General features: G+C 58.4%; 15 protein-coding genes and 1 pseudogene. 10 read left to right on the top strand and 6 right to left on the bottom strand.

Annotation, left to right across the window (positions count from 1 at the left end):
- The first annotated feature begins 146 nt into the window (after positions 1-146).
- Together AC4EYZ_RS16205 and AC4EYZ_RS16200 are read left to right on the top strand one after the other, a co-directional pair.
- Positions 147-1,352, top strand: coding sequence for a CaiB/BaiF CoA transferase family protein (locus AC4EYZ_RS16205; protein WP_474191108.1), 1,206 nt, complete (start codon positions 147-149; stop codon positions 1,350-1,352).
- Positions 1,353-1,387: 35 nt separating this feature from the next.
- The gene (locus AC4EYZ_RS16200; RefSeq protein WP_490204289.1) at positions 1,388-2,317 is read left to right on the top strand and encodes a hydroxymethylglutaryl-CoA lyase; all 930 of its coding nucleotides are present in this window, start codon (positions 1,388-1,390) and stop codon (positions 2,315-2,317) included.
- Positions 2,318-2,345: 28 nt separating this feature from the next.
- Here the strand turns inward: AC4EYZ_RS16200 and AC4EYZ_RS16195 are convergent, their stop codons facing one another.
- The 6 genes from AC4EYZ_RS16195 to speB form a co-directional block, all read right to left on the bottom strand.
- Complete coding sequence (locus AC4EYZ_RS16195; RefSeq protein WP_490203891.1) at positions 2,346-3,818, bottom strand: aldehyde dehydrogenase family protein; 1,473 nt, start codon at positions 3,816-3,818, stop codon at positions 2,346-2,348.
- A gap of 13 nt (positions 3,819-3,831) precedes the next feature.
- Positions 3,832-4,566 (bottom strand): MBL fold metallo-hydrolase, encoded by a 735-nt coding sequence (locus AC4EYZ_RS16190; RefSeq protein WP_474193226.1) that lies wholly within the window; start codon positions 4,564-4,566, stop codon positions 3,832-3,834.
- Positions 4,563-5,873 (bottom strand): purine-cytosine permease family protein, encoded by a 1,311-nt coding sequence (locus tag AC4EYZ_RS16185; protein WP_474193225.1) that lies wholly within the window; start codon positions 5,871-5,873, stop codon positions 4,563-4,565. The genes AC4EYZ_RS16190 and AC4EYZ_RS16185 overlap by 4 nt, the downstream gene beginning before the upstream one ends.
- Positions 5,863-7,521 (bottom strand): 5-guanidino-2-oxopentanoate decarboxylase, encoded by a 1,659-nt coding sequence (locus AC4EYZ_RS16180; protein WP_490203890.1) that lies wholly within the window; start codon positions 7,519-7,521, stop codon positions 5,863-5,865. Before AC4EYZ_RS16180 ends, AC4EYZ_RS16185 begins: the two co-directional genes overlap by 11 nt.
- 10 nt (positions 7,522-7,531) lie before the next feature.
- The gene (locus tag AC4EYZ_RS16175) at positions 7,532-8,914 is read right to left on the bottom strand and encodes a YjiH family protein (RefSeq protein ID WP_490203889.1); all 1,383 of its coding nucleotides are present in this window, start codon (positions 8,912-8,914) and stop codon (positions 7,532-7,534) included.
- Between the two features lie 103 nt (positions 8,915-9,017).
- Positions 9,018-9,968: an agmatinase gene (gene speB / locus AC4EYZ_RS16170; RefSeq protein ID WP_041159311.1), complete on the bottom strand. Its 951-nt coding sequence runs from the start codon at positions 9,966-9,968 to the stop codon at positions 9,018-9,020.
- A 222-nt stretch (positions 9,969-10,190) separates the two neighbouring features.
- Here speB and AC4EYZ_RS16165 point away from each other — a divergent pair, with 222 nt between their 5' ends.
- The 8 genes and pseudogenes from AC4EYZ_RS16165 to recQ all read left to right on the top strand — a co-directional run bounded on the left by AC4EYZ_RS16165 (position 10,191) and on the right by recQ (position 20,284).
- A complete protein-coding gene (locus tag AC4EYZ_RS16165; protein WP_490203888.1) occupies positions 10,191-11,609 on the top strand; it encodes a sigma-54 interaction domain-containing protein in 1,419 nt (472 codons plus the stop codon).
- Between the two features lie 113 nt (positions 11,610-11,722).
- Positions 11,723-12,853: an ABC transporter ATP-binding protein gene (locus tag AC4EYZ_RS16160; protein ID WP_474192074.1), complete on the top strand. Its 1,131-nt coding sequence runs from the start codon at positions 11,723-11,725 to the stop codon at positions 12,851-12,853.
- Between the two features lie 29 nt (positions 12,854-12,882).
- A complete protein-coding gene (locus AC4EYZ_RS16155; RefSeq protein ID WP_474192075.1) occupies positions 12,883-14,163 on the top strand; it encodes an ABC transporter substrate-binding protein in 1,281 nt (426 codons plus the stop codon).
- A 60-nt stretch (positions 14,164-14,223) separates the two neighbouring features.
- Positions 14,224-15,108, top strand: coding sequence for a carbohydrate ABC transporter permease (locus tag AC4EYZ_RS16150; RefSeq protein WP_035580701.1), 885 nt, complete (start codon positions 14,224-14,226; stop codon positions 15,106-15,108).
- On the top strand, positions 15,105-15,947 hold the full coding sequence (locus AC4EYZ_RS16145) for a carbohydrate ABC transporter permease (protein ID WP_490203887.1): 843 nt from the start codon (positions 15,105-15,107) through the stop codon (positions 15,945-15,947). Before AC4EYZ_RS16150 ends, AC4EYZ_RS16145 begins: the two co-directional genes overlap by 4 nt.
- Positions 15,948-16,251: 304 nt before the next feature.
- Positions 16,252-18,144, top strand: coding sequence for a calcium-binding protein (locus tag AC4EYZ_RS16140; protein WP_490203886.1), 1,893 nt, complete (start codon positions 16,252-16,254; stop codon positions 18,142-18,144).
- A gap of 52 nt (positions 18,145-18,196) precedes the next feature.
- Positions 18,197-18,383, top strand: a pseudogene (locus AC4EYZ_RS16135) (carbohydrate ABC transporter permease); the annotation flags it as partial.
- 62 nt (positions 18,384-18,445) lie between these two features.
- A complete protein-coding gene (gene recQ / locus AC4EYZ_RS16130) occupies positions 18,446-20,284 on the top strand; it encodes a DNA helicase RecQ (RefSeq protein WP_490203885.1) in 1,839 nt (612 codons plus the stop codon).
- Positions 20,285-20,348: the final 64 nt, after the last annotated feature.

Below are 20,348 nucleotides of genomic sequence, written 5' to 3'. Positions count from 1 at the left end.
TACGAACTCCTTGAAAGCAAGCTCCCTATGGTAGCCCACACCTTCGCCAGCCACGAACCCTTTGTTATCCATTGCCTAATTGTCGCCCTTGTTTAGCTCACGCATGCTGGCTAATAGTGATAATCCAATGATAAGAGAGAGCCTTAATGAATGCTTCCGAAGCGCGCCAGCTTCCGCTACAGGGCTTAAAAGTACTTGAGCTTGGCCAACTGATTGCGGGGCCTTTCGCCACCAAACTGCTGGGCGAATTCGGTGCCGACGTGATTAAAATCGAACCGCCGGGCACCGGTGATCCACTTCGCAAATGGCGAATGCTTGAAGAGGGCACCTCGCTGTGGTGGCACGTTCAGACCCGCAACAAGCGCTCGGTGGCGCTGGATTTGCGCAGCGAAGAAGGTCAAGGCTTGGTGCACCAGCTCGCCGCCGAGGCCGATGTGGTGGTGGAAAACTTCCGTCCAGGCACCTTAGACAACTGGGGGCTAGGCTGGGAGGCACTCTCCCAACTCAACCCACGGCTGATCATGGTGCATATTTCCGGCTACGGGCAAACGGGGCCTTACCGCGATAAGCCCGGCTTTGGCGTGATTGGCGAAGCCATGGGCGGGCTGCGTTATCTTACCGGTCAGCCGGGGGAGCCTTCCGTGCGCGTGGGCGTGAGCATCGGCGACTCGCTTTCCGCGCTGTACGCCGTCATCGGTACACTACTCGCTCTTCAGGAGCGCACCCGCAGCGGCCTGGGCCAAGAGATCGACGTTGCCCTGTATGAATCAGTATTTGCCATGATGGAGAGCCTACTGCCCGAGTTCGATGCCAGCGGCCAGGTGCGCGAACCTAGCGGCAGCGCCCTGCCCGGCATTACCCCCTCAAACGCCTACCGCTGCCAGGGTGGCGATTACGTGCTGATTGCCGGTAACGGCGACAGCATTTTCAAACGCTTAATGGGCGTGATTGGTCGTGATGATCTCGCCAACGACCCGGCACTGGCCCACAACGATGGGCGCAGCCAGCAAGCCGATATGATTGATGCCGCCATTCAGTCCTGGACGGAAGAGCGCCCACGGGATGCCATTTTACAGGCACTGGATGAAGCCCGTGTGCCCGCAGGCTACCCCTACACGGCGGAAGATATCGCCTTTGATCCCCACTATTTGGCGCGGGAGATGATTCAAACCTTTACTCGCCCCAACGGTAAACCGCTAAAAGTACCCGGCGTACTGCCCAAGCTGAGCGCTACCCCTGGGCGAATCGGCGACGGCGGCCCCACGCTTGGCCAGCATACCGACGACGTATTGGATGAGCTGGGCATTGACCATGAAACCCGAGCCAAACTGCGCCAAGCGGGCATAATCTAAGAAGAGTACTTAAGGACAGCACTATGCATAAGCCAATGAGCCAACCATCGCCCTGCCCTGCAAAAATCGAAATCAACGAAGTCGCCCCCCGTGATGGCCTGCAGATTGAGGCACGCTTTGTGCCCACCGAAGGGAAAATCCGCTGGATCGATGCGCTCTCCACCACCGGCCTACGACGCATCGAAGCAACGTCGTTCACTTCACCTAAAGCGATTCCCAACCTGCGCGATGCCGCCGACGTAGTAACCGGCATTCAGCGTCGTGAAGGGGTCGATATCACCGTGCTGGTGCCTAATGTAAAAGGCACCGAGCGAGCGCTTGCCTGCCAGGTGGATGAGATCAATCTGGTGATGTCCGCCAGCAACAGCCACGGGCTGGCCAATCTGCGCATGACGCCAGAGCAATCCCTTGAACAATTCGCGGCGATTTTGGAGGTCAGCAAAGTCAGCGGTGCGTTTATCAACGCCTCGCTCTCCACCGCCTTTGGCTGCCCGTTTGAGGGCGAAGTACCCGAAGCACGGGTGTTGGAACTGGTTGAGAAGCTTATCGACCTTGGCATTCAGGGCGTCACGCTCTGCGATACCACCGGCATGGCCAACCCTGCCCAGGTCAAACGCCTATGCGAAGCCGTGCTTGAGCGCTGGCCGGAAACACCGTTCACGCTGCACTTCCACAACACTCGCGGCATGGGTCTGGCCAACGCCCTAGCGGCGTGGCAAGCAGGGATTACCCGCTTTGATGCCTCACTAGGTGGGCTCGGCGGCTGCCCCTTCGCCCCCGGCGCTAGCGGTAATGTATGCACCGAAGACCTGGTGCATATGTTTGAAGCCATGGGCGTCGATACCGGTGTTGATCTGGATGCACTGCTTGAAGTCGCCGCCACCCTTCCCGACCTTATCGGCCATGATGTGCCGGGGCAGGTGGTAAAAGCCGGGAAATCGACTCGGCGTTATGCGATGCCATAAGTTCATGCCTAAAGCTCACGCCTAAGCGTTAGGCAGGCCCAATCACATGCTTCACTTCCAGATAAGCACTTAGCCCCCAAGGGCCTAGTTCACGCCCAATACCGCTGCGCTTGAAGCCGCCCCAGGCGGTTTCAGGTAGTACTAGCTGCTCGCTGTTGTACCAGATGCTACCGGCTTTAAGCTGGCGGCCAATGCGCTTTGCCCGCCCGGGGTCGCCGCTAATCACCGTGGCTGCCAGACCAAAGACGCTGTCGTTGGCAAGCTGAACCGCCTCAGCTTCGCTTGCCACGCTATGTCCGCAGAGCACCGGGCCAAAAATTTCTTCCTGCCACAGGCGGCTCTCTAGCGGTACATCCCGGTAAAGCGTGGGCGCCAGGAAGTAGCCTTGAGCGGGCAGCGTGCGGTGTTGGCCGTCGCGCACGACCGTCAACCCTTCCTGTTCAGCCAGATCCAGATAGCGCTGCACGGCGTCGCGCTGCCTGGTGCTGGTCAAGGGCCCTAAGTCGGTGCCTTCGTCGAGGGGGTCGCCCAGCGTCAGCGCATCCATACGTTCGGCAAGCGCGGCATAAAGGGCTTCGGCCACGTTTTCGTGCACCAATAAACGCGAAGTTGCGGAGCAGATTTGCCCGGCGTTGAAGTAGATACCCGCCATTACCCAGTCGGCGGCCTGTTCGGGGTCGGCATCTTCCATCACCAGGATCGGAGACTTTCCGCCCAACTCCAGGGAGACGCTGGCGGTACGGGCGCTTGCCGCTTGCATCACCGCTTCACCGACGCGGTTACTGCCGGTAAAAGAAATTTTGTCCACGTCGGCATGATGGGTCAGCGGTGCACCGATGCCCTCACCGTCGCCGTTTAGAAGGTTGAGCACCCCAGCAGGTAGGCCAATCTCTAGGGCTATTTCTGCCAGCACCCGCTCGGGGAGCGGCGTAATTTCGGACGGTTTAAGCACCGCGGCACAACCGGCCGCCAAGGCGGGCGCCAGCTTCCAGGCGCTGGTCACCAGCGGGAAATTCCACGGCGCGATCAGCCCCACGACGCCCACGGGGTCGTGATAAATGCGCGCCTCAACGCCCTCCATTTCCACACTAACCAACTCGCCCTGGCGGGCATCCAGTGCCTTGGCCTGCCCGGCGTAGTAGCGATAGCAGGCAATGGCATCGTCTAGATCGATCTCCGCTTCTGCAAGCGGCTTGCCGTTGTTGGTCGCTGAAAGCGTGATAATCGAGTCTCGGCGCGTTGCCAGTGCATCGGCAAACCCCTCAAGGTATTTAGCCCGTGCGGTTCCGCCCAGCGCCTGCCAGGCGGGCTGCGCCAGCTTTGCGGCTTTGACGGCGGCGTCGACATCCGCGGCGTCACCTGCCGTAACCTGGGCAATCCGCTCTTCGCGGAAAGGATTCATTACGTCGAGCAGGCGGGTGCCCGCCGAGGGCACCCATTGATTGTTGATGAATTGGTGGTCAACAACCGAAGGGTAATCGGTCTGGGAGGTCATGGGCATTGTCGAGGCTCCTTTAGAAGTCGTGTTGGCGAAGCCAATCATCGATGAGCGTTGTGAGATGCTGGCCGCTAAAGCTGGGGAAATGGCCGCCGTGGACGGTGCGGACGGGCAGCTTGCGCAGCCGCCGCATGCTGGCAGCGTAGTCGGTAAGATCGCTGTGCCAGAGGTCTTCAATGAGCGGGCCATCGTAAATCAGATCGCCCGAGATCAGCGTCTGGGTGGCCGCCTCCCACAGGGCGATGCCGCCGGGGGAGTGGCCCGGCGTATGGATCACCTCCCACTGACGGTTCCCCAAGTCCAGTATTTCGCCATCCGCCAGCGGGCACACCTGCTGCGGTGCCGTGATGCGGTAGCGGCTGTGCGAATAAGGCTTGGCAGGGAGCGCCTCAAACATGTCATCGCTGAGAAACTGGTCGGCCAGGGTACGCGTATTGTCGGGTGAGGCCAGGATGTCCGCCTCGGCGGCATGCACATGGCAACAGCCAAACTCGTGGGCGGCGCCGATATGGTCAAAGTGCGTGTGGCTGGCCACCGCCAGCAGGTCACGCTCGGCAAGCTGCGCCACGTGCTGGCGTAGCGGCACCGCGCCCAGACCAAAGTCCACGACCATGCCACGCTTGCTGCCCTGGACATGCCAGATATTGCAGCGATAAAACGGCTTGATCCACGGTTCGTCGATCAGAGTGATACCGTCCGCCTTGGGGACGGTACGGTACCACTGCTGTGCAGTGATGCGCTCAAGGCTCATGCGGGCACCCGCCTGGCGACCGCGACCTTGCTGACCACGAAATAGAGCGCGCCGGTGATCACGAAAACCGGCAGCGACGCGCCAAAATCAAGCGGCGCGACCCAGTTCCAGTAGTAAGCCAGCAACGCCCCGACCGCGTAGCTGCCCAGCGCCAGCCAGTTGAAGGCGGGAAGGCTATGTTCAGCCTGGATCAGCTGTGCCGAGGTATAGCGCTGGCGACCCAGCAGGTAGTAATCCACGATCATCAGGGAAAAGGCCGGAATAAAGACACTGCCGATAATCAACAGAAAGGTCTGGAACTGGTCGAGAATGCCGGGGATCAGCGCACCAATGACCGACACCACGCCAATGATCAACGCCGGTTTCCAGAACGACACCTTGGGACGCACGCTCATGAACGAAAGCGTCGCGCTGTAGACGCACATCACGTTAGTGGTCAGCACCGAGAAGAAAATCACTAGGGCGGCGGGCAGGCCGAAACCGAAGCCGCTGAGCAGGGTCGTCGGGTCGTAGGTGGGCTCCATGCCCACGCTGATCGACAGCGCTGACACCGTGGCACCCAGGCCCATCGCTACCAGCGTTGCCACCACGTAGCCGCCCCAGGTGCCCACCACCGCGGCTTTTAGCGAGCGGCAGTGGCGGTTGTAGTCCGCAGCTAACGGAATCCAGGAAAAAGCGGTTGCCACGACAATATCGAACACCACGCCGCCGCCCAACACGCCTTCGGGTTCCAGCTGGGTGATGCTCGGCAGATCGTAATGGCGATTAAGCGCGAACAGCACCACCGCCGAGAGCCCCAGCATCAGCAAGGCCGCTATTTTCTCGACTTTCTCGATCCCCAGGTGACCACGCAGGGCAATCAGCACCACCAGGGATTCACAGATAACCGTAAAGAGCGCCACATTGGAGTAACCGGTCAGGCTTTCTACGGCGTAGTCCAGACTCATGCCGGCGAGCAGCGCCTGGATCCAGCTCCAGGCAATCAGCGCCAATAGATTCACCCAGGCGGGAAAATTAGCGCCTTGTCTGCCGAAGGTGCCCCGCGCCAGCACCATGGTGGTCATGCCGGTTTGCTGGCCCATTACCCCGATCAATACCAGCGGGATGATGCCGATCGCCGAACCGATTAATATCAGCAGCATCGCATGCTGAAAGGTCAGGTCGGGGACTAAAAACATGCCGGTTAGAATAGTGGTCACTACCACGTTGGCGCCGAGCCACAGCGCAAAGGTTCCCGGCAGTCCAAGGCTGTGTTCAACGTCGTCGGCTGACAGGGTGTCCTGGCCGAGCACATGATTATTCTTCATTGTTATCTCCTGGTGGCATCAGGTTTTTCTGCCAGGCAGCGGCGTCAATTTCGATCAGTAGAGGCCCGCTGGTTTCCCGGTTGGCGAGCGCCTTGGCAAGTTCCGCGGGGCTTTCTACCAGTACGCCGGGACAACCAAAGCCCTCGGCCAGGGTGAGGAAATTGGGCGCCTGAATATCCACGCCCAGGCGCGCCACACCGTTGGCATCCATATAGCGACGAATCTCTTCGTAACCAGCGTTATGCCAGAGCACAATCACCACGGGCAGGCGCTCCTCTACGGCCGTTGCCATTTCCGAGAGTGTAAACATCACCCCGCCATCGCCCACCAGTGCCACCACCGGCAGATCCGCTCGCGCCAACTGTGCGCCCAGCGCCGCCGGTAGCCCATAGCCCAGGGTGCCGTAGCCGGTAGAGGCATTGAAGTAACGCCTGGGGGCCGGTTGGCTGACCAAGTGGTTACCGGCATACACCGGCGCGGTGGAATCGCCTACCAGAATGGCCTCGGGTAGATGCTCGGCAAGCGTTGCATACAACGGCACAAAGTCGCTAAAGGCCGGGTCGTTGTGAAGGCTCAGCGCGCTCAATACGGCCGCGGTTCGCGCCTTGCCGTGGCGGTATAGCGGCTCGGGGAAGTACCCAAGAAGAAGTTCAAGGCTACGCCCAGCATCGCCGACTAGCCCCAGCGTTACGCGCTGATTGCGCACCAACTGCTCTGGGTCGAGGTCAATACGAATCAGCGTGCCGTTGAGATGAAAGCCGCCATCAAACACCACATCGTAGTCGGTCTCGCCAAGCTCGGTGCCCACCGCCAGAATCACATCGGCATTGACGGCTAGTTCACGAACTGCGGGCAACGCGGCATTAGCGCCCAAATCCAGCGGATGGTCACGTCCTAGCAACCCTTTGGCGTTAATGGTCGTTACCGTGGGGGCATCAAGATTTTCTACTAATGCTCGCGCTGCTTCTGGGGCTGAAACGCAGCCACCGCCTAATAGCACCAGGGGCTGTTTCGCCGCATGTAACAAACGGGCGGCTTCGGCAAGCCCTTCTGGATCAGGCGCGGCCCGATAGAGCCTAGGCGCCTGCCAACTCGCCGGCGTTTTCACCGGTGCATTGAACAGATCGATGGGGATTTCGATGTGCACTGGGCCCGGTCGCGCGCCGTTGAACACGGCAAAGGCGCGGGCCAGCACTTCGGGTAGCGTATTGGCGTCCAACAGGGTGTGGCTGAACCGCGCCACGCCGCTGATCATCTGCTGCTGGCTGGGCAGCTCGTGCAGTCGCCCTTGGCCTAACCCTAAGGTGTCGCGGCGGTTAACGCTGGAGATCACCAACATAGGGATCGAGTCCGCCAGGGCCTGGCCCATGGCGGTGGCGATATTGGTCATCCCTGGCCCGGTAATAATCAGGCACACCCCCGGTTGGCCGCTGGCGCGGGCATAGCCGTCGGCCATAAACCCGGCGCCCTGCTCATGGCGTGGCGTAACGTGCCTCACATCGCTGCCTTCCAGGCCGCGGTAAAGCTCCACCGTATGCACGCCCGGGATGCCGAACAGGGCACGTACCCCGTAAGTATCGCGCAGCAGCCGGATCAGCAGTTCGGCACAGGTCATAGTCGATTGATTGCTCGTTGCATCAGCGTTCATTGCAGGCCCCTTAGAAGAAAAACGTGTGGGCCATGAAGGCAATAATCGGCAGCGTAATGGCGGTACGCAGCAGGAAGATGGCGACCAGCTCCCAGAGCTTGATGGGAATTTTCGACTTGAGCAGCAGCGCGCCGATTTCCGACATGTAGATCAACTGGGTGAGCGACAGGCATGCAATCACAAAGCGGGTGAGTTCGCTTTCGATATTGGTCGCCAACACCGCGGGCAGGAACATATCAGCAAAACCCACCAGCGTGGCAGGCGCCGCCGCTTCTGCTTCAGGAATCCGCAGCAGCTCAAGCACCGGTACCATGGGGTAGGAAAGCCAGGTAAACAGCGGGGTAAATTCCGCCAGAATCAGCGCCACCGTACCAATGGCAAACACCAGAGGAAGTAAGCCGAGGAAAATATCCATCACGTTGAGGAGCGCCAAACGTGCCAGCTCACGGGGGCCGGGAGCACCGGCGGCGCGATTGGTGGCCTGAATCAAGCTGTAACGAAACAGACCCACTTTCTCCGTCCGCTCCTCATTCAGTTGGCAGCCTACAGGCTCGTAGTAGTCATTGGATTTGCGCGACAGGGGCGGCAAGCGCGGCACAATGACCGCAGCGATTAACCCCGAAACCACCACCGTAAAGTAGAATTGCACGAACAGGTGGTTGATATCGACAAAACTGGTGACGAGCAGCGCAAACGCAATCGACACCACGGAAAAATTGGTGGCAATCACCGAGGCTTCCCGGCGGTTATAGAATCCCTGCTCGTACTGCTGCGTGGTGATCAGCACACCGACAGTGCCCGAGCCCATCCATGAAGCGGTGGCATCAATGGCGCTGCGTCCCGGCAAGTTAAAAATTATCCGAAACGGTTTACGTACCAGGCTGCCGATGAACTCCATAAAGCCAAACTCGACCAGAAACGGCAGCAGCAGCGCGGCAAAGAAAAAGAAGGTGAGCAGTACCGGCGCCAGGTCATTGAGCATCACGCCACCGGTAAAGGAAGCGGTCACGAACTCAGGCCCGAACTGAAAATAGGTCATCACAGCAAACAGCGCGCCTAAAACGCGCATCACCAACCACACTGGCCCGACATGAAACATTTCGTGCAGCATGCCCTTTTTGGCCCAGGAAGGGTTAGCTAGCTTGGCGTAAATCGTCGCTACCACCGACAGGCAGAGCACAACGACAGCAATGGCCGGCAGCGCCGAGCCCAGCAAAGCCTGCAGACTATCGGCCATGAGCCCCATGCCGATATTGATGGTATCGCCCACTTGAAAAGGGACGAGAAACAGCAGCACCCCAATTAGCGATGGAATGATAAATTTCAGTAAGTGCGCGCGGGGTATCGGTGCCGACGAGGTCGGCTGTTCCGATTTAACGTTGCTATACGACATAGGGGTCACCCATTGGAAGTGATTATTGGAGGTGGCTGGCGGCGTAGCTAGGTCAGTACTTTTTTATTTAGTCGCTATTTCTTTGTTAGCTATTTGGTCGGCGTCACTCGCTGTGTTTAACGCCCGGCAGTACGCAAAGCATTTCATACAGCAGCGTGGCGCCCATCAGCGCGGTGTTGCCGCTGGGGTCATAAGGTGGTGACACTTCCACCAGGTCGCCGCCGACAATATTCAGCCCAGCGGCACCGCGAACCAGCTCCAATCCTTGGCTAGAGGTCAGTCCACCCATCTCCACCGTGCCGGTTCCGGGGGCAACAGAAGGATCCAGGCCGTCAATGTCGAAACTGATGTAAACCGGGATATCACCCATCTGCTCACGCACCTCGGCCATCAAGGGCGCTAGCGAGCGATACCAGCACTCTTCGGCGGGAACGACTCGAAAGCCCTGGTCGCGGCACCAGTCAAAATCTTCAGCGGCATAGCCGGTACCGCGCAGGCCGATTTGCACTACCTTGCCATGGGCCAATAAGCCCTCCTCCTGGGCACGACGAAACGGCGTGCCGTGGGCAATTGGCTCACCGAACATGTGCTCGTTTACATCGGCATGAGCATCGATATGAATCAATCCCACCGGGCCGTGCTTTTTGGCCATGGCGCGAAGGATAGGCAGCGTGAGCGTATGTTCACCGCCCAGGGTCAGCGGAATGCAATCATGTTTCAGCACGTCATCGTAAAAGGCGGTGATGATGTCGACGCTTTTAGGCAGGTGGAAGGTATTGATGGGTACATCACCAATGTCCGCCACCTGCAGGCTTTCAAAGGGCGCGGCGCGGGTCGCCATATTGTAGGGGCGCAGCATGCGCGACTCATCGCGAATCTGGCGTGGCCCAAGCCGCGTCCCGGGGCGGTTTGAAGTGCCGATATCCATGGGAATGCCAATGAACGCAGCGTCTAATCCCTCGGCTGTCTCTTGAGTAGGCAAGCGCATCATGGTGGCAGGGCCTGCAAAGCGCGGCATGGTGTTTCCACCCAGGGGCTGATTAAACTCCGACATACACATCTCCTTATATTTTTGGCGGTGAGCACGGTGTAGGTATTGGCCTAGCTCTTTTTACTAACCTTCTAAAGACATTGCACAGACCATGCCAAGTCGTAGATGCCTATAAAGTGGTGGGATTAGCGACCAAACAATGCAAAAATGAATCAACCAGAGGCTTTTTTAATTCATTTATGAATTAAAGATTCATAAATGAATCACTCAGAGGAGTCGGCTGCGATGAGTGAAATAGATAAACGCGTGCTGCGAACCATTGTGGAGACCGCAAACGACCACTTCTTTATCGTCAGTGGCGATGGGCAAGTAGTTGACATTAGCCCAGGGGCCGAAGCGGTCTACGGAGTATCCCGAGAAGAGCTGCTCTCCAGTAGTGTGCAGCAACTGCAAGCGGCCGGGGTGCTCAAGCCCTCTATCACCATGGAAGTGATGCGCACCCGCCGGCCTGCGCAGCTTATGCAGGTCACCGGAACAGGTCGCCGGGTGATTGCCGAAGCCTACCCTGTATTCGTCGACGGCAAGCTGGAGCGCATTATCAGCCGCTCGCGGGACTTAACCGACTTGCAGCTATTGCAGGACGAGTATGCGCTGCTACAAAAACGCTTTAGCGAACACTTAAAGCGCAGTCAGGCAGCGCCAGACGCGGAAGAGCAGGCGTTGGATGACGCCCTGGACAATTTGCAGGTACGTAGCAGCGTGATGCGTGAAATTGCGCTACTGCTTAAGCGGGTCGCCCCTTCGGATGCCAATGTGCTGATGCTGGGTGAATCAGGTGTGGGTAAAACCGCCTTTGCCAAGCAGCTACACCGCTGGAGCCAGCGCTGTGACGGCCCCTTTATTGACGTTAACTGTGCGGCGATTCCAGAGAATCTGTTTGAATCCGAGATGTTTGGCTACCAGCCCGGCGCTTTCAGCGGTGCCGCTCGCCAGGGCAAAGCCGGGCTGTTAGAGCAGGCCGAGGGCGGTACGCTATTTTTGGATGAAATCGGCGAGCTGCCGCTGTTGATGCAAACCAAACTGCTCAAGGTGATTCAGGACGGCAGCTTGACCCGGCTGGGTGACACCCGATCACGCAAGGTCAATTTTCGCTTGGTCGTGGCGACCAACCAGGATTTGGGCAAGCAAGTAGAGGCCGGACTTTTCCGTCTGGATCTTTACTACCGCCTCAATGTGATCCCGGTCACCCTGCCGCCGCTGCGTGACCGCCGGGAGGATATCCCCGACCTGGTTGAAGCGTGTTTAAACCGGCTCAACCAGCGTTATGGGCGGCAAAAAATCCTTGATACCCGCGTTTGGTCGACGCTGATGGGTGGCGAATGGCCGGGTAACGTCCGCGAGCTGGAGAACTGGCTAGAGAGAGCCTGGCTTTCCAGCCCCACCGATCAAATCGAAGTACCTACTGCGCTTCCTCACGCCGAGCAGCACCCAGCCAGTTTGCCGAGCGCCTCGCCAGCAGCGTCGGCAGTAGCACTCGAGCCCCAGGAAACCCTCAAACAGTACCTAGCGCGGCTGGAGCGTGAAACGCTTGAAGAGCTGTGCAACACGCTCCCAAGCACCTATGCCATTGCCAAGCGGCTGGGCATTAGTCAATCCAGCGTGGTGCGTCGGCTGCAGCGCTATGGCATTAAAGTCGCCAAGTGATTTTCTGCTTGACACAGCGGCTGTCATAAACCATCCATGTAAGTGTCATGAAACGGCAACACCTTCAACACAAGCTGAACCAATAACAACCAACAGCCGGTGATGTGTGTGCTATGTCAAACCAATCGCGTATTCGCCTGGAACGCGTCACTAAACGTTGGGACGCGACCACTGCCGTCGATGCAATCTCCTTCGATGTCACGCCTGGGCAATTTGTCATTCTGCTCGGCCCTTCAGGCTGCGGTAAATCCACCACGCTACGCATGATCGCGGGCCTGGAAGAGGCCAGCAACGGGCGGATTCATATCGGCGAGCGCGACGTCACACGCCTGCCACCCGGCGACCGTGGGCTGAGCATGGTGTTTCAGTCCTACGCGCTGTTTCCGCATTTGAGTGTGGCTGACAATATCGTGTTTGGCCTGCGCAGCCGCAAGGTACCCAAAGCCGAGCAGCGCGAGCGGCTAGCCAAAGTGGCCGAACTGGTTGATTTAACCGATTATCTGAACCGCAAACCTGCCCAGCTTTCCGGCGGCCAACGCCAGCGGGTTGCTTTGGCGCGCTCGGTTATTTCCGAACACCCGATCTGCCTGATGGATGAACCGCTATCCAACCTGGACGCCCGGCTGCGCAGCGACATGCGCCGGGAAATCAAAGCATTACAGAACCGCCTGAATATGACGGTTATCTACGTTACCCACGACCAGGTGGAAGCCATGAGCATGGGCGATCGTGTGATTCTGATGCAGCACGGCAAAATCGTGCAGGACGGCACCCCGGACGAGCTTTACAACCGCCCCGCTAGCGCTTTTGCCGCTAGCTTTATTGGCAGCCCCGCCATGAACCTGCTGCCCCTAGTGGCCGGTGAGAATGGCGCCGTTATCGAAGGCGAACCAAGTACCCCCGTAGCCCCCTTGGATGCCATTGGTGGACACTTGGGCATCCGCCCGGAAGATATCGAACTACGAACCGCACCCGCTTCCGGCGTACCCGCTAACGTATTAAGTGAAGAGTATCTGGGAGCGGACACCATTGCTTATGTCGCGGTGGGATCGCACACCCTTCGCGTGCGGCTTAGCGGCAAGCAGGCACTGACAGGCCAGCCATGCAGCCTCTATTGGGCTTCAAAGAATACACACCTTTTCGATGCCGAAGGCCTGCGGCGTGATGACCTGACGCCGCCCCCCTTACCCAGCTCATCTCGAAGCGTTCCTCGTCCACCGGCGGTGGGCTCTTTCCAACACTGACAGCAGTATTGACACTTGCGGAGTCTCCTATGCGTTTGCGTACCCCTTTTACAATGACCGCCCTGGCAGCGGGCTTGTTAAGCGCCGCCCAGGTAAACGCGGATAGCGTCGATCTGACCATGTATTACCCGGTCGCGGTGGGTGGTGCACTCACCGACGTCGTTGATAATCTGGTGGAAGAGTTTGAAAGCGAATACCCCGATATCAACGTGGAAGCGATCTACGCCGGCAACTACGACGACACCCGCGTGCGCGCCATGTCGGCGATGGAAGCGGATGATACGCCCCAACTATCGGTCATGTTCTCCATCGACCTGTACGAGCTGATTGAGCAGAACGCCATCGTCGCCTTTGACGACCTGGTCGAAACCGATGAAGAGCGCGAATGGCTCGATGGCTTCTATCCAGGGCTGATGGAAAATGGCCAACTGGATGGCAAAACCTACGGCATCCCCTTCCAGCGCTCCACCATCGTACTGTTTTGGAACAAAGACGCCTTTGAAGCCGCTGGCCTAGACCCCGAAACACCCCCGGAAAACTGGGAAGAGATGGCCGAGATGGCCGCGACCGTTCGCGAAGCCTCCAACGGCGAGCAGTGGGGCGTGATGGTGCCGTCGACTGGCTACCCCTACTGGATGTTCCAAGCCTTTGCCTTTCAGAACGGCCACCGGCTAATGAGCGAAGATGGCACCGAGGTCTACTTCGACGACCCCGCAGCGGTTGAAGCGCTGGAGTACTGGGTATCACTGGCCAGCGAGCACAATGCCATGCCCGACGGCACCATCGAGTGGGGCACCCTGCGCCAGAACTTCCTTGAAGAGTCCACGGCAATGATGTGGCACACCACGGGCAACCTGACCGCCGTACGCAGCGAAGCCAATTTCGATTTTGGCGTCGCCATGCTGCCGATGAAAACCCAGCGCGGCAGCCCCACCGGCGGCGGCAATTTCTACATTTTTGAAGACGCCACTGAAGAAGAACAGCGCGCGGCGATGACCTTCATTCGCTGGATGACCGCTCCCGAGCGCGCCGCTGCCTGGTCGATTGAGACTGGCTATATGGGCGTTAGCCCCGCCGCCTACGAAACCGATGCGTTACAAGGCTATGTGGAAGAGTTCCCACCCGCCGCAGTCGCCCGCGACCAGCTTGAACACGGCACGGCAGAGCTTTCCACCTACCAGGGTGGCCGCATTCGCCGCGCCTTGGATAACGCCGTGCAGGCGGCATTAACCGGTCAAATGACGCCGCAAGAAGCGCTTAGTCAGGCGCAGCAAGAGGCCGACAGCGTGTTGCGCCGCTACGCCCGCTAATCTAGGCATTTCACTGTCGCCGGGGCATGCCCCGGCTTTTCCAACGTGCGGTACGTCTTTATGTCATTCACCAACCACCGCAAAATGCAGCTCTATGGCGCGCTTCTACTGCTTCCCGCTGCGCTACTGCTGACGACTTTTGCTTATTTACCGACCGTAACAACGGTCATTAACAGCTTGTTTTTACCCGGCTTTCGCGGTGCACCCACTGAATTCGTAGGCCTTGAAAATTATCAGGTGTTGTTCGATGATCCGACGTTTTGGAAAGTAGCTCGTAACAACTTAATCTACGCAGTCGGTACGATTCCTACTTCCATCGCACTGGCGCTAGGCATGGCATTGTTCGTCAATGGCAAGCTTCGCGGGCGCGGCTTTGTGCGCATGGCGTATTTCACTCCGACCATTCTACCCATGATTGCCGCGGCCAATATCTGGATGTTTTTCTACGCGCCGCAGATTGGCCTATTCAATAAACTGCTCGGCATGTTGGGCTTTTCCGGGGTGAACTGGCTGGGCGATCCAAGCGTTGCGTTAAGCTCGGTGATCGTGATGTCGGTGTGGAAAGAAGCCGGTTTTTTTATGATCTTCTACTTGGCGGCACTACAGAGCATGCCACCCGAGTTAAAAGAGGCAGCTGACTTAGAAGGCACTAGCCGCTGGAGCTTCTTTTGGCGTGTCACCTTTCCGCTACTCATGCCCACCACGCTGTTTGTGCTCATCAATGCGCTGATTAACTCGGTGCGGGTCGTGGATCACCTGTTTATCTTGACCAAGGGCGGGCCCAATAACGCCACCAACCTGCTGCTCTACTACGTTTACGAGAATGCGTTCTCGTTCTTTGACCGCACCACGGCAGCCACCATTACGGTGGTTATTCTGCTGGTGCTTGCGGTAGTGGCCACGCTTAAGTTCACGATTTTAGATCGCAGGACGCACTATCAATGAATACGACCACTACCTATGCGCCCCGCTCCCGTTTCGTCTCAATTCCAGCACTGGAAACAGTGGCCGCGTGGCTACTGGCGATTATTTGGATTTTTCCGCTGCTGTATGCTTTTTGGGCTGCCTTTCACCCCAGCGAGTTTATGGTGAACTTTGAGCTCTTCGCCCCGCTGACGCTGGAGAACTTCACTAACGCCTGGTCTCAAGCGCCCTTTGCCCGCTACTACTTGAACACCTTTGCGCTGGTGACAGGGGTGGTGATCGGTCAATTTGTAGTCTGTACCCTGGCGGCGTTTGCCTTTGCGCGCTTTCCGATTCCCGGCAAGAATGTTTTATTTATGCTGGTGCTGATTCAGCTCTTTGTGTTCCCCGAAGTGCTGATTGTCGAGAACTACCGCATCGCCAGCGAGCTGGGGCTGATTAACACCATCACCGGGATTGGCTTACCTTACGTGGCCAGCGCCTTGGGTATTTTTCTGCTCCGCCAAACCTTTAAAACCATCCCCCGTGAGTTGGAAGACGCCGCCCGCATCGAAGGCTGCAACTGGCTGGAAATTTTGTGGAAGGTCTACGTACCGCTCGCCAAGCCCACCTACCTTGCTTACGGGCTGGTCTCGATTAGCCACCACTGGAACAACTTTATCTGGCCGTTAGTGGTCACCAACTCGGTAGAGAGCCGCCCGTTAACGGTCGGCCTTGGGGTTTTCTCCGCCCCGGAAACCGGCGTTAACTGGGCCACGGTCAGCGCCGCAACACTGCTCAGTATCGCCCCGCTGCTGGTCGCCTTCCTGCTGTTCCAGCGCAAGTTTGTGCAGTCGTTTTTACGGGCGGGGATTAGGTAAACCCGCTTTATTCAAGACGGCAAGCCAACAACGAAGGATGGGGGCGCCTTGCACTCCCTGTTTTACCCCCCCCTCCACAACTTACCCAGTAAGGCGGCCTGTCTCATTCGACCAAGGTCTCGCCACTAATGTCGCATTGCCTCCTGCGGGGATATCTTGTGCTATTAAAACACTCGAATGATACGAGTGTTTTAATCAGTCATTTCATACCTCGAGTTGCCCTTGGCACACTCGTAGATGCAGTGACTTCAGCATCATGGATCAACAATAACAACCATATAGCACGAGATACGGAGGTATCTTAATGGCAATGCTCGACTACAAAAACTATACCAGTGAAGCATCCATCGAATTGCTGCTGACATCCCACAAGCTCGCCACCTACGCCAGCCTGTCGGGCGCCCTTGGCATTCCGCAGACTCGGGAAATAGTACAAGGATTCACAGACCTGTTCCCCGATGGTGCCTACCCCAATGAGATAGATACCGAACTGCCCGGGGGATGGCGGGAACTGACACCGACCGAGCTTGGCCTACCCGCGAGCGCCGTCGATGGGGCCGGCCACTACATCATCGAGAGCCCGATTACCGGCACCCTACCGACTGGCCCCCAGGCCAAGCTGTTGGGTGAGTTCGATGAACAGGGACAGCTGACCCGGGTATCGCTGACCTTCACCGGCACCAACTCGCCGGTGGATATTGTCGACTACCTGCAACTCAATGCTGGCACCATCGCACCCAACCTTGAGCCGCTGCTCGTTGCGCTCAAGAATTACAGTCAGACCAACGGCCTGGAGGCTGAGGACACACTGATCACCGGCTACAGCCTGGGGGGCGGGATGGTGAACATTATGGCGCGCTTTCGCGAGGAGTTGGCCAACGGCTTCTTCGCTGAGGCCAACTATATCGGTCACGAGTCGCCACTGATCTATGACGACCCCGAAGTGGTGTACAACTACGGCTACGAGAATGATGCGGTGCATCGTGTGGCAGGAGACGCAGATACCTTCCTTGAGGCGCTGCAGGAACAAGAAGGGCCACTGCTGACCCACCCCAACACCTCTTACGAGTCGAACGCGGACAATATCGTACTGTTCAACGATATGTATGGTTCACCATTGTGGCCCTTACCGGCTTTCTCGCTGCTGAACGTTCCGGTGAGCTGGTATGCCCATATCGATGGCATATTCACGGATGCCATTCAGCGTATCGCTGATTCGCCCTTCTATGAATACACCGACCGTGACAGCGTGGTGGTTGTTTCCAGTCTTTCCTCTCTATCACGCTCGTCGGTCTGGGTAGAGGACAAACAGACCTCGAGCTCGAACCATTTCGGCCAACCCGCGTTTCTAATTGGCACCGAACATGCTGACAAGGTTCGCAGCGGTGAGAATAGCGACTACATCTACACTGGTGGGGGAGATGACTTGATTCGGCTATCCAGCGGTGCCGATCGCGTCGATGGCGGCTCAGGGATCAACACTCTGCGCCTCAAAGGCAATGGGGCGGATTGGGATGCCTATCAACTCTCGGACGGCACGCTGTTCCTCAATTCCAAGCAGGATCTTGGATTGAAGCAAGTGGACAATGTCAGTTACGTGGAGTTCGAGGGCCTGTCGCTACTCGACATTTCATTGACCCAGCAGCGCTACAGTGTCGGCGAGCGCGGACTCGAGGACGAACGCTTCGACCCATTCGGCCTATTCAGCCAAGACCTGGAGTATGGCGAGCATGTAGAAGGCAGCGCTGGCGACGACGAACTCACTGGAACAGTGGCCTTCGGCGGTGTAGGAAACGACACCCTAACGGCGCTGGAGAGCGGTAGTTTGCTACATGGCGGCGAGGGAGATGACACGCTGGTAGGCGGCCTGGGCGATGATCAACTCTATGGTGGTGAGGGCGACGATACCTTGATTGTGCGTGGCGGCAACGATGTACTCTATGGAGGAGTGGGCGACGACCTGTTCATGTTCGACGAGGGGTATCAAGGCAGTGCCGTGATCAAGGACTTCAACCAGCATGCGGGGGATCAGGACTGGTTGGTGTTCATGGGTGAGTTGTTCGCGGATCAGGAAGATCTGCTCGGCAGCGCCAATCAGATGGACAATGACGTGGTCATCGCCCGGGACGGCCTCTATGTCACGGTGGAGAGCATTGGCATCGCCGAACTGGTCGAGAGCAGCCAGTTCCTGGCCTGAGTCTTGGCTATCCGCGCGCTCGCCTGCTGGCGAGCGCGGTTCCCTCTCGTACTGGCTGGAAATTTTGTGGAAGGTGTATGTACCGCTCGCCAAGCCCACCTACCTTGCTTACGGGCTGGTCTCGATTAGTCACCACTGGAACAACTTTATCCGGCCATTATAGGTCACCAACTCGGTAGAGATTTTGCTCTTCCAGCGCCAGTTTGTGCAGTCGTTATCTGCGCGCAGGGATTCGCTAGGCAAAATCCCTTGAGTTTTCGTGCGACAATTCTTCCTCAAGCACGAGATAAGGAGAGCATTGATGCACGGCGACCCTCACCCGGCAGCCCTCAAGGTGTTGCAGGAAGTATTTGGTTACGACAGCTTTCGCGGCCCACAGCAGGCCATCATCGAGCATGTAATGGCCGGTGGCGATGCGCTGGTGCTGATGCCTACCGGCGGAGGCAAGTCGCTGTGCTATCAGATCCCTGCACTGCTGCGCGAAGGCACCGCGATTGTGGTCTCGCCGCTGATCGCGCTGATGCAGGATCAGGTGGCGGCGCTTAAGCAGAACGGGGTCAGGGCGGCTTACCTGAACTCCAGCCTCGATTACCATGAGGCGGTCGAGGTAGAGAATCGCCTACGGGCCGGGGAGCTGGATCTTTTGTACGTCGCGCCCGAGCGGCTGGCCACGCCACGTATGCAGATGCTGCTGGAGCAGACCCGGATTGCGCTGTTCGCCATTGATGAAGCCCACTGCGTCTCCCAGTGGGGCCACGATTTTCGTCCTGAGTATCGCCAGCTTTCCCAGCTACACCAGCGTTTCCCCCAGGTGCCGCGCATCGCCCTGACCGCCACTGCCGATGTGCCCACCCGGGGCGATATCATGGAGCATCTGCAGCTCCAGGCGGCGGCGCTTTACAACAGCGGCTTTGACCGGCCCAACATTCGCTACCATATCGCCGAAAATCAGGGCAACGCCAAGGAACAGCTGCTGCGCTTTATTCGCGAACACCACGACGGCGAGGCGGGTATCGTCTACTGCCTTTCCCGGCGCAAGGTGGAGGAGACCGCCGCCTTGCTGGAACGCCAGGGGCTGACGGCACTGCCCTACCACGCGGGGCTTCCCCCCGAGCAGCGCCAGCAGCATCAGACCCGCTTTCTGCGTGAAGATGGTGTCGTGGTAGTGGCCACCATCGCCTTTGGCATGGGCATCGACAAGCCCGACGTGCGCTTTGTGGCCCACCTCAACCTGCCCAAGAGTATCGAAGCCTACTACCAAGAGACCGGCCGCGCCGGGCGTGACGGCCTGCCCGCCGATGCCTGGATGGCCTATGGACTTCAGGATGTGATCACGCTGCGCCAGATGCAGCAGAACTCCAGCGCCGCCGACCATCAAAAGCGCATCGAACAACAGAAGCTCGACGCCATGCTCGGGCTGTGTGAAATCATCAGCTGCCGCCGCCAGGCGCTGTTGCACTATTTTGGCGATCATCTGGACGCCCCCTGCGGCAACTGCGACAACTGCCTGACCCCACCCGAGACCTGGGAGGCCACCGTGGCGGCGCAAAAGGCGCTCTCCTGTGTCTACCGCACTGAGCAGCGCTTCGGCGTGACCTACCTTGTGGATGTGCTGCTAGGTAAAAGCAACGAGCGCATCACCCGCTTTGGTCACGACAGACTCAGCACCTACGGCATAGGCAAAGACCTCTCCGCCAACGAATGGAAGGCGCTCTTTCGCCAGATGATTGCCAGCGGCTTTTTGAGCGTGGATATGGAGGGCCACGGCGGCATTAAGCTCACTGCCAATGCCAAGCCAGTGCTGCGCGGCGAGCAGAGCCTCACTCTGCGCAAGCCAAGCAACAAACCCAGCAAAGCCAAAACCGCCCGACGGGGAAGCAAAGGCGCCTCTGCCCCGCAGGGCCACGGCCCGCTGTGGGAAGCCCTGCGTCAGCACCGCCGGGCACTGGCCGAAGCCCAGGGTGTGCCAGCCTATGTGATCTTCCACGACGCCACCCTGGCCGAACTGGTCGAGCAGAACCCCCAAAGCCTGGAGGCATTAGGCGCAATCTCCGGCATCGGCGCGCGCAAGCTGGCGGATTACGGCGAGGGCTTTTTGGATGTCATTCTGTCGCATCAGGAAGCCGAGCAAAGCAGTTGAACCAGCGCGCCGGGCATTAAAAAAAGCTCAAATGGTCAATATTTTCAAAAATCGCTCACTTGGC

The organism is Vreelandella sp. 162(4c) (genome assembly GCF_058152265.1).
This window is presented reverse-complemented; position numbering and strand designations above follow the sequence as displayed.

Coding starts and splice junctions, on each gene's coding strand:
- AC4EYZ_RS16205 (WP_474191108.1), top strand. CDS start 147: ATGAATGCTTCCGAAGCGCGCCAGCTTCCGCTACAGGGCTTAAAAGTA.
- AC4EYZ_RS16200 (WP_490204289.1), top strand. CDS start 1,388: ATGAGCCAACCATCGCCCTGCCCTGCAAAAATCGAAATCAACGAAGTC.
- AC4EYZ_RS16195 (WP_490203891.1), bottom strand. CDS start 3,818: ATGCCCATGACCTCCCAGACCGATTACCCTTCGGTTGTTGACCACCAA.
- AC4EYZ_RS16190 (WP_474193226.1), bottom strand. CDS start 4,566: ATGAGCCTTGAGCGCATCACTGCACAGCAGTGGTACCGTACCGTCCCC.
- AC4EYZ_RS16185 (WP_474193225.1), bottom strand. CDS start 5,873: ATGAAGAATAATCATGTGCTCGGCCAGGACACCCTGTCAGCCGACGAC.
- AC4EYZ_RS16180 (WP_490203890.1), bottom strand. CDS start 7,521: ATGAACGCTGATGCAACGAGCAATCAATCGACTATGACCTGTGCCGAA.
- AC4EYZ_RS16175 (WP_490203889.1), bottom strand. CDS start 8,914: ATGTCGTATAGCAACGTTAAATCGGAACAGCCGACCTCGTCGGCACCG.
- speB (WP_041159311.1), bottom strand. CDS start 9,968: ATGTCGGAGTTTAATCAGCCCCTGGGTGGAAACACCATGCCGCGCTTT.
- AC4EYZ_RS16165 (WP_490203888.1), top strand. CDS start 10,191: ATGAGTGAAATAGATAAACGCGTGCTGCGAACCATTGTGGAGACCGCA.
- AC4EYZ_RS16160 (WP_474192074.1), top strand. CDS start 11,723: ATGTCAAACCAATCGCGTATTCGCCTGGAACGCGTCACTAAACGTTGG.
- AC4EYZ_RS16155 (WP_474192075.1), top strand. CDS start 12,883: ATGCGTTTGCGTACCCCTTTTACAATGACCGCCCTGGCAGCGGGCTTG.
- AC4EYZ_RS16150 (WP_035580701.1), top strand. CDS start 14,224: ATGTCATTCACCAACCACCGCAAAATGCAGCTCTATGGCGCGCTTCTA.
- AC4EYZ_RS16145 (WP_490203887.1), top strand. CDS start 15,105: ATGAATACGACCACTACCTATGCGCCCCGCTCCCGTTTCGTCTCAATT.
- AC4EYZ_RS16140 (WP_490203886.1), top strand. CDS start 16,252: ATGGCAATGCTCGACTACAAAAACTATACCAGTGAAGCATCCATCGAA.
- recQ (WP_490203885.1), top strand. CDS start 18,446: ATGCACGGCGACCCTCACCCGGCAGCCCTCAAGGTGTTGCAGGAAGTA.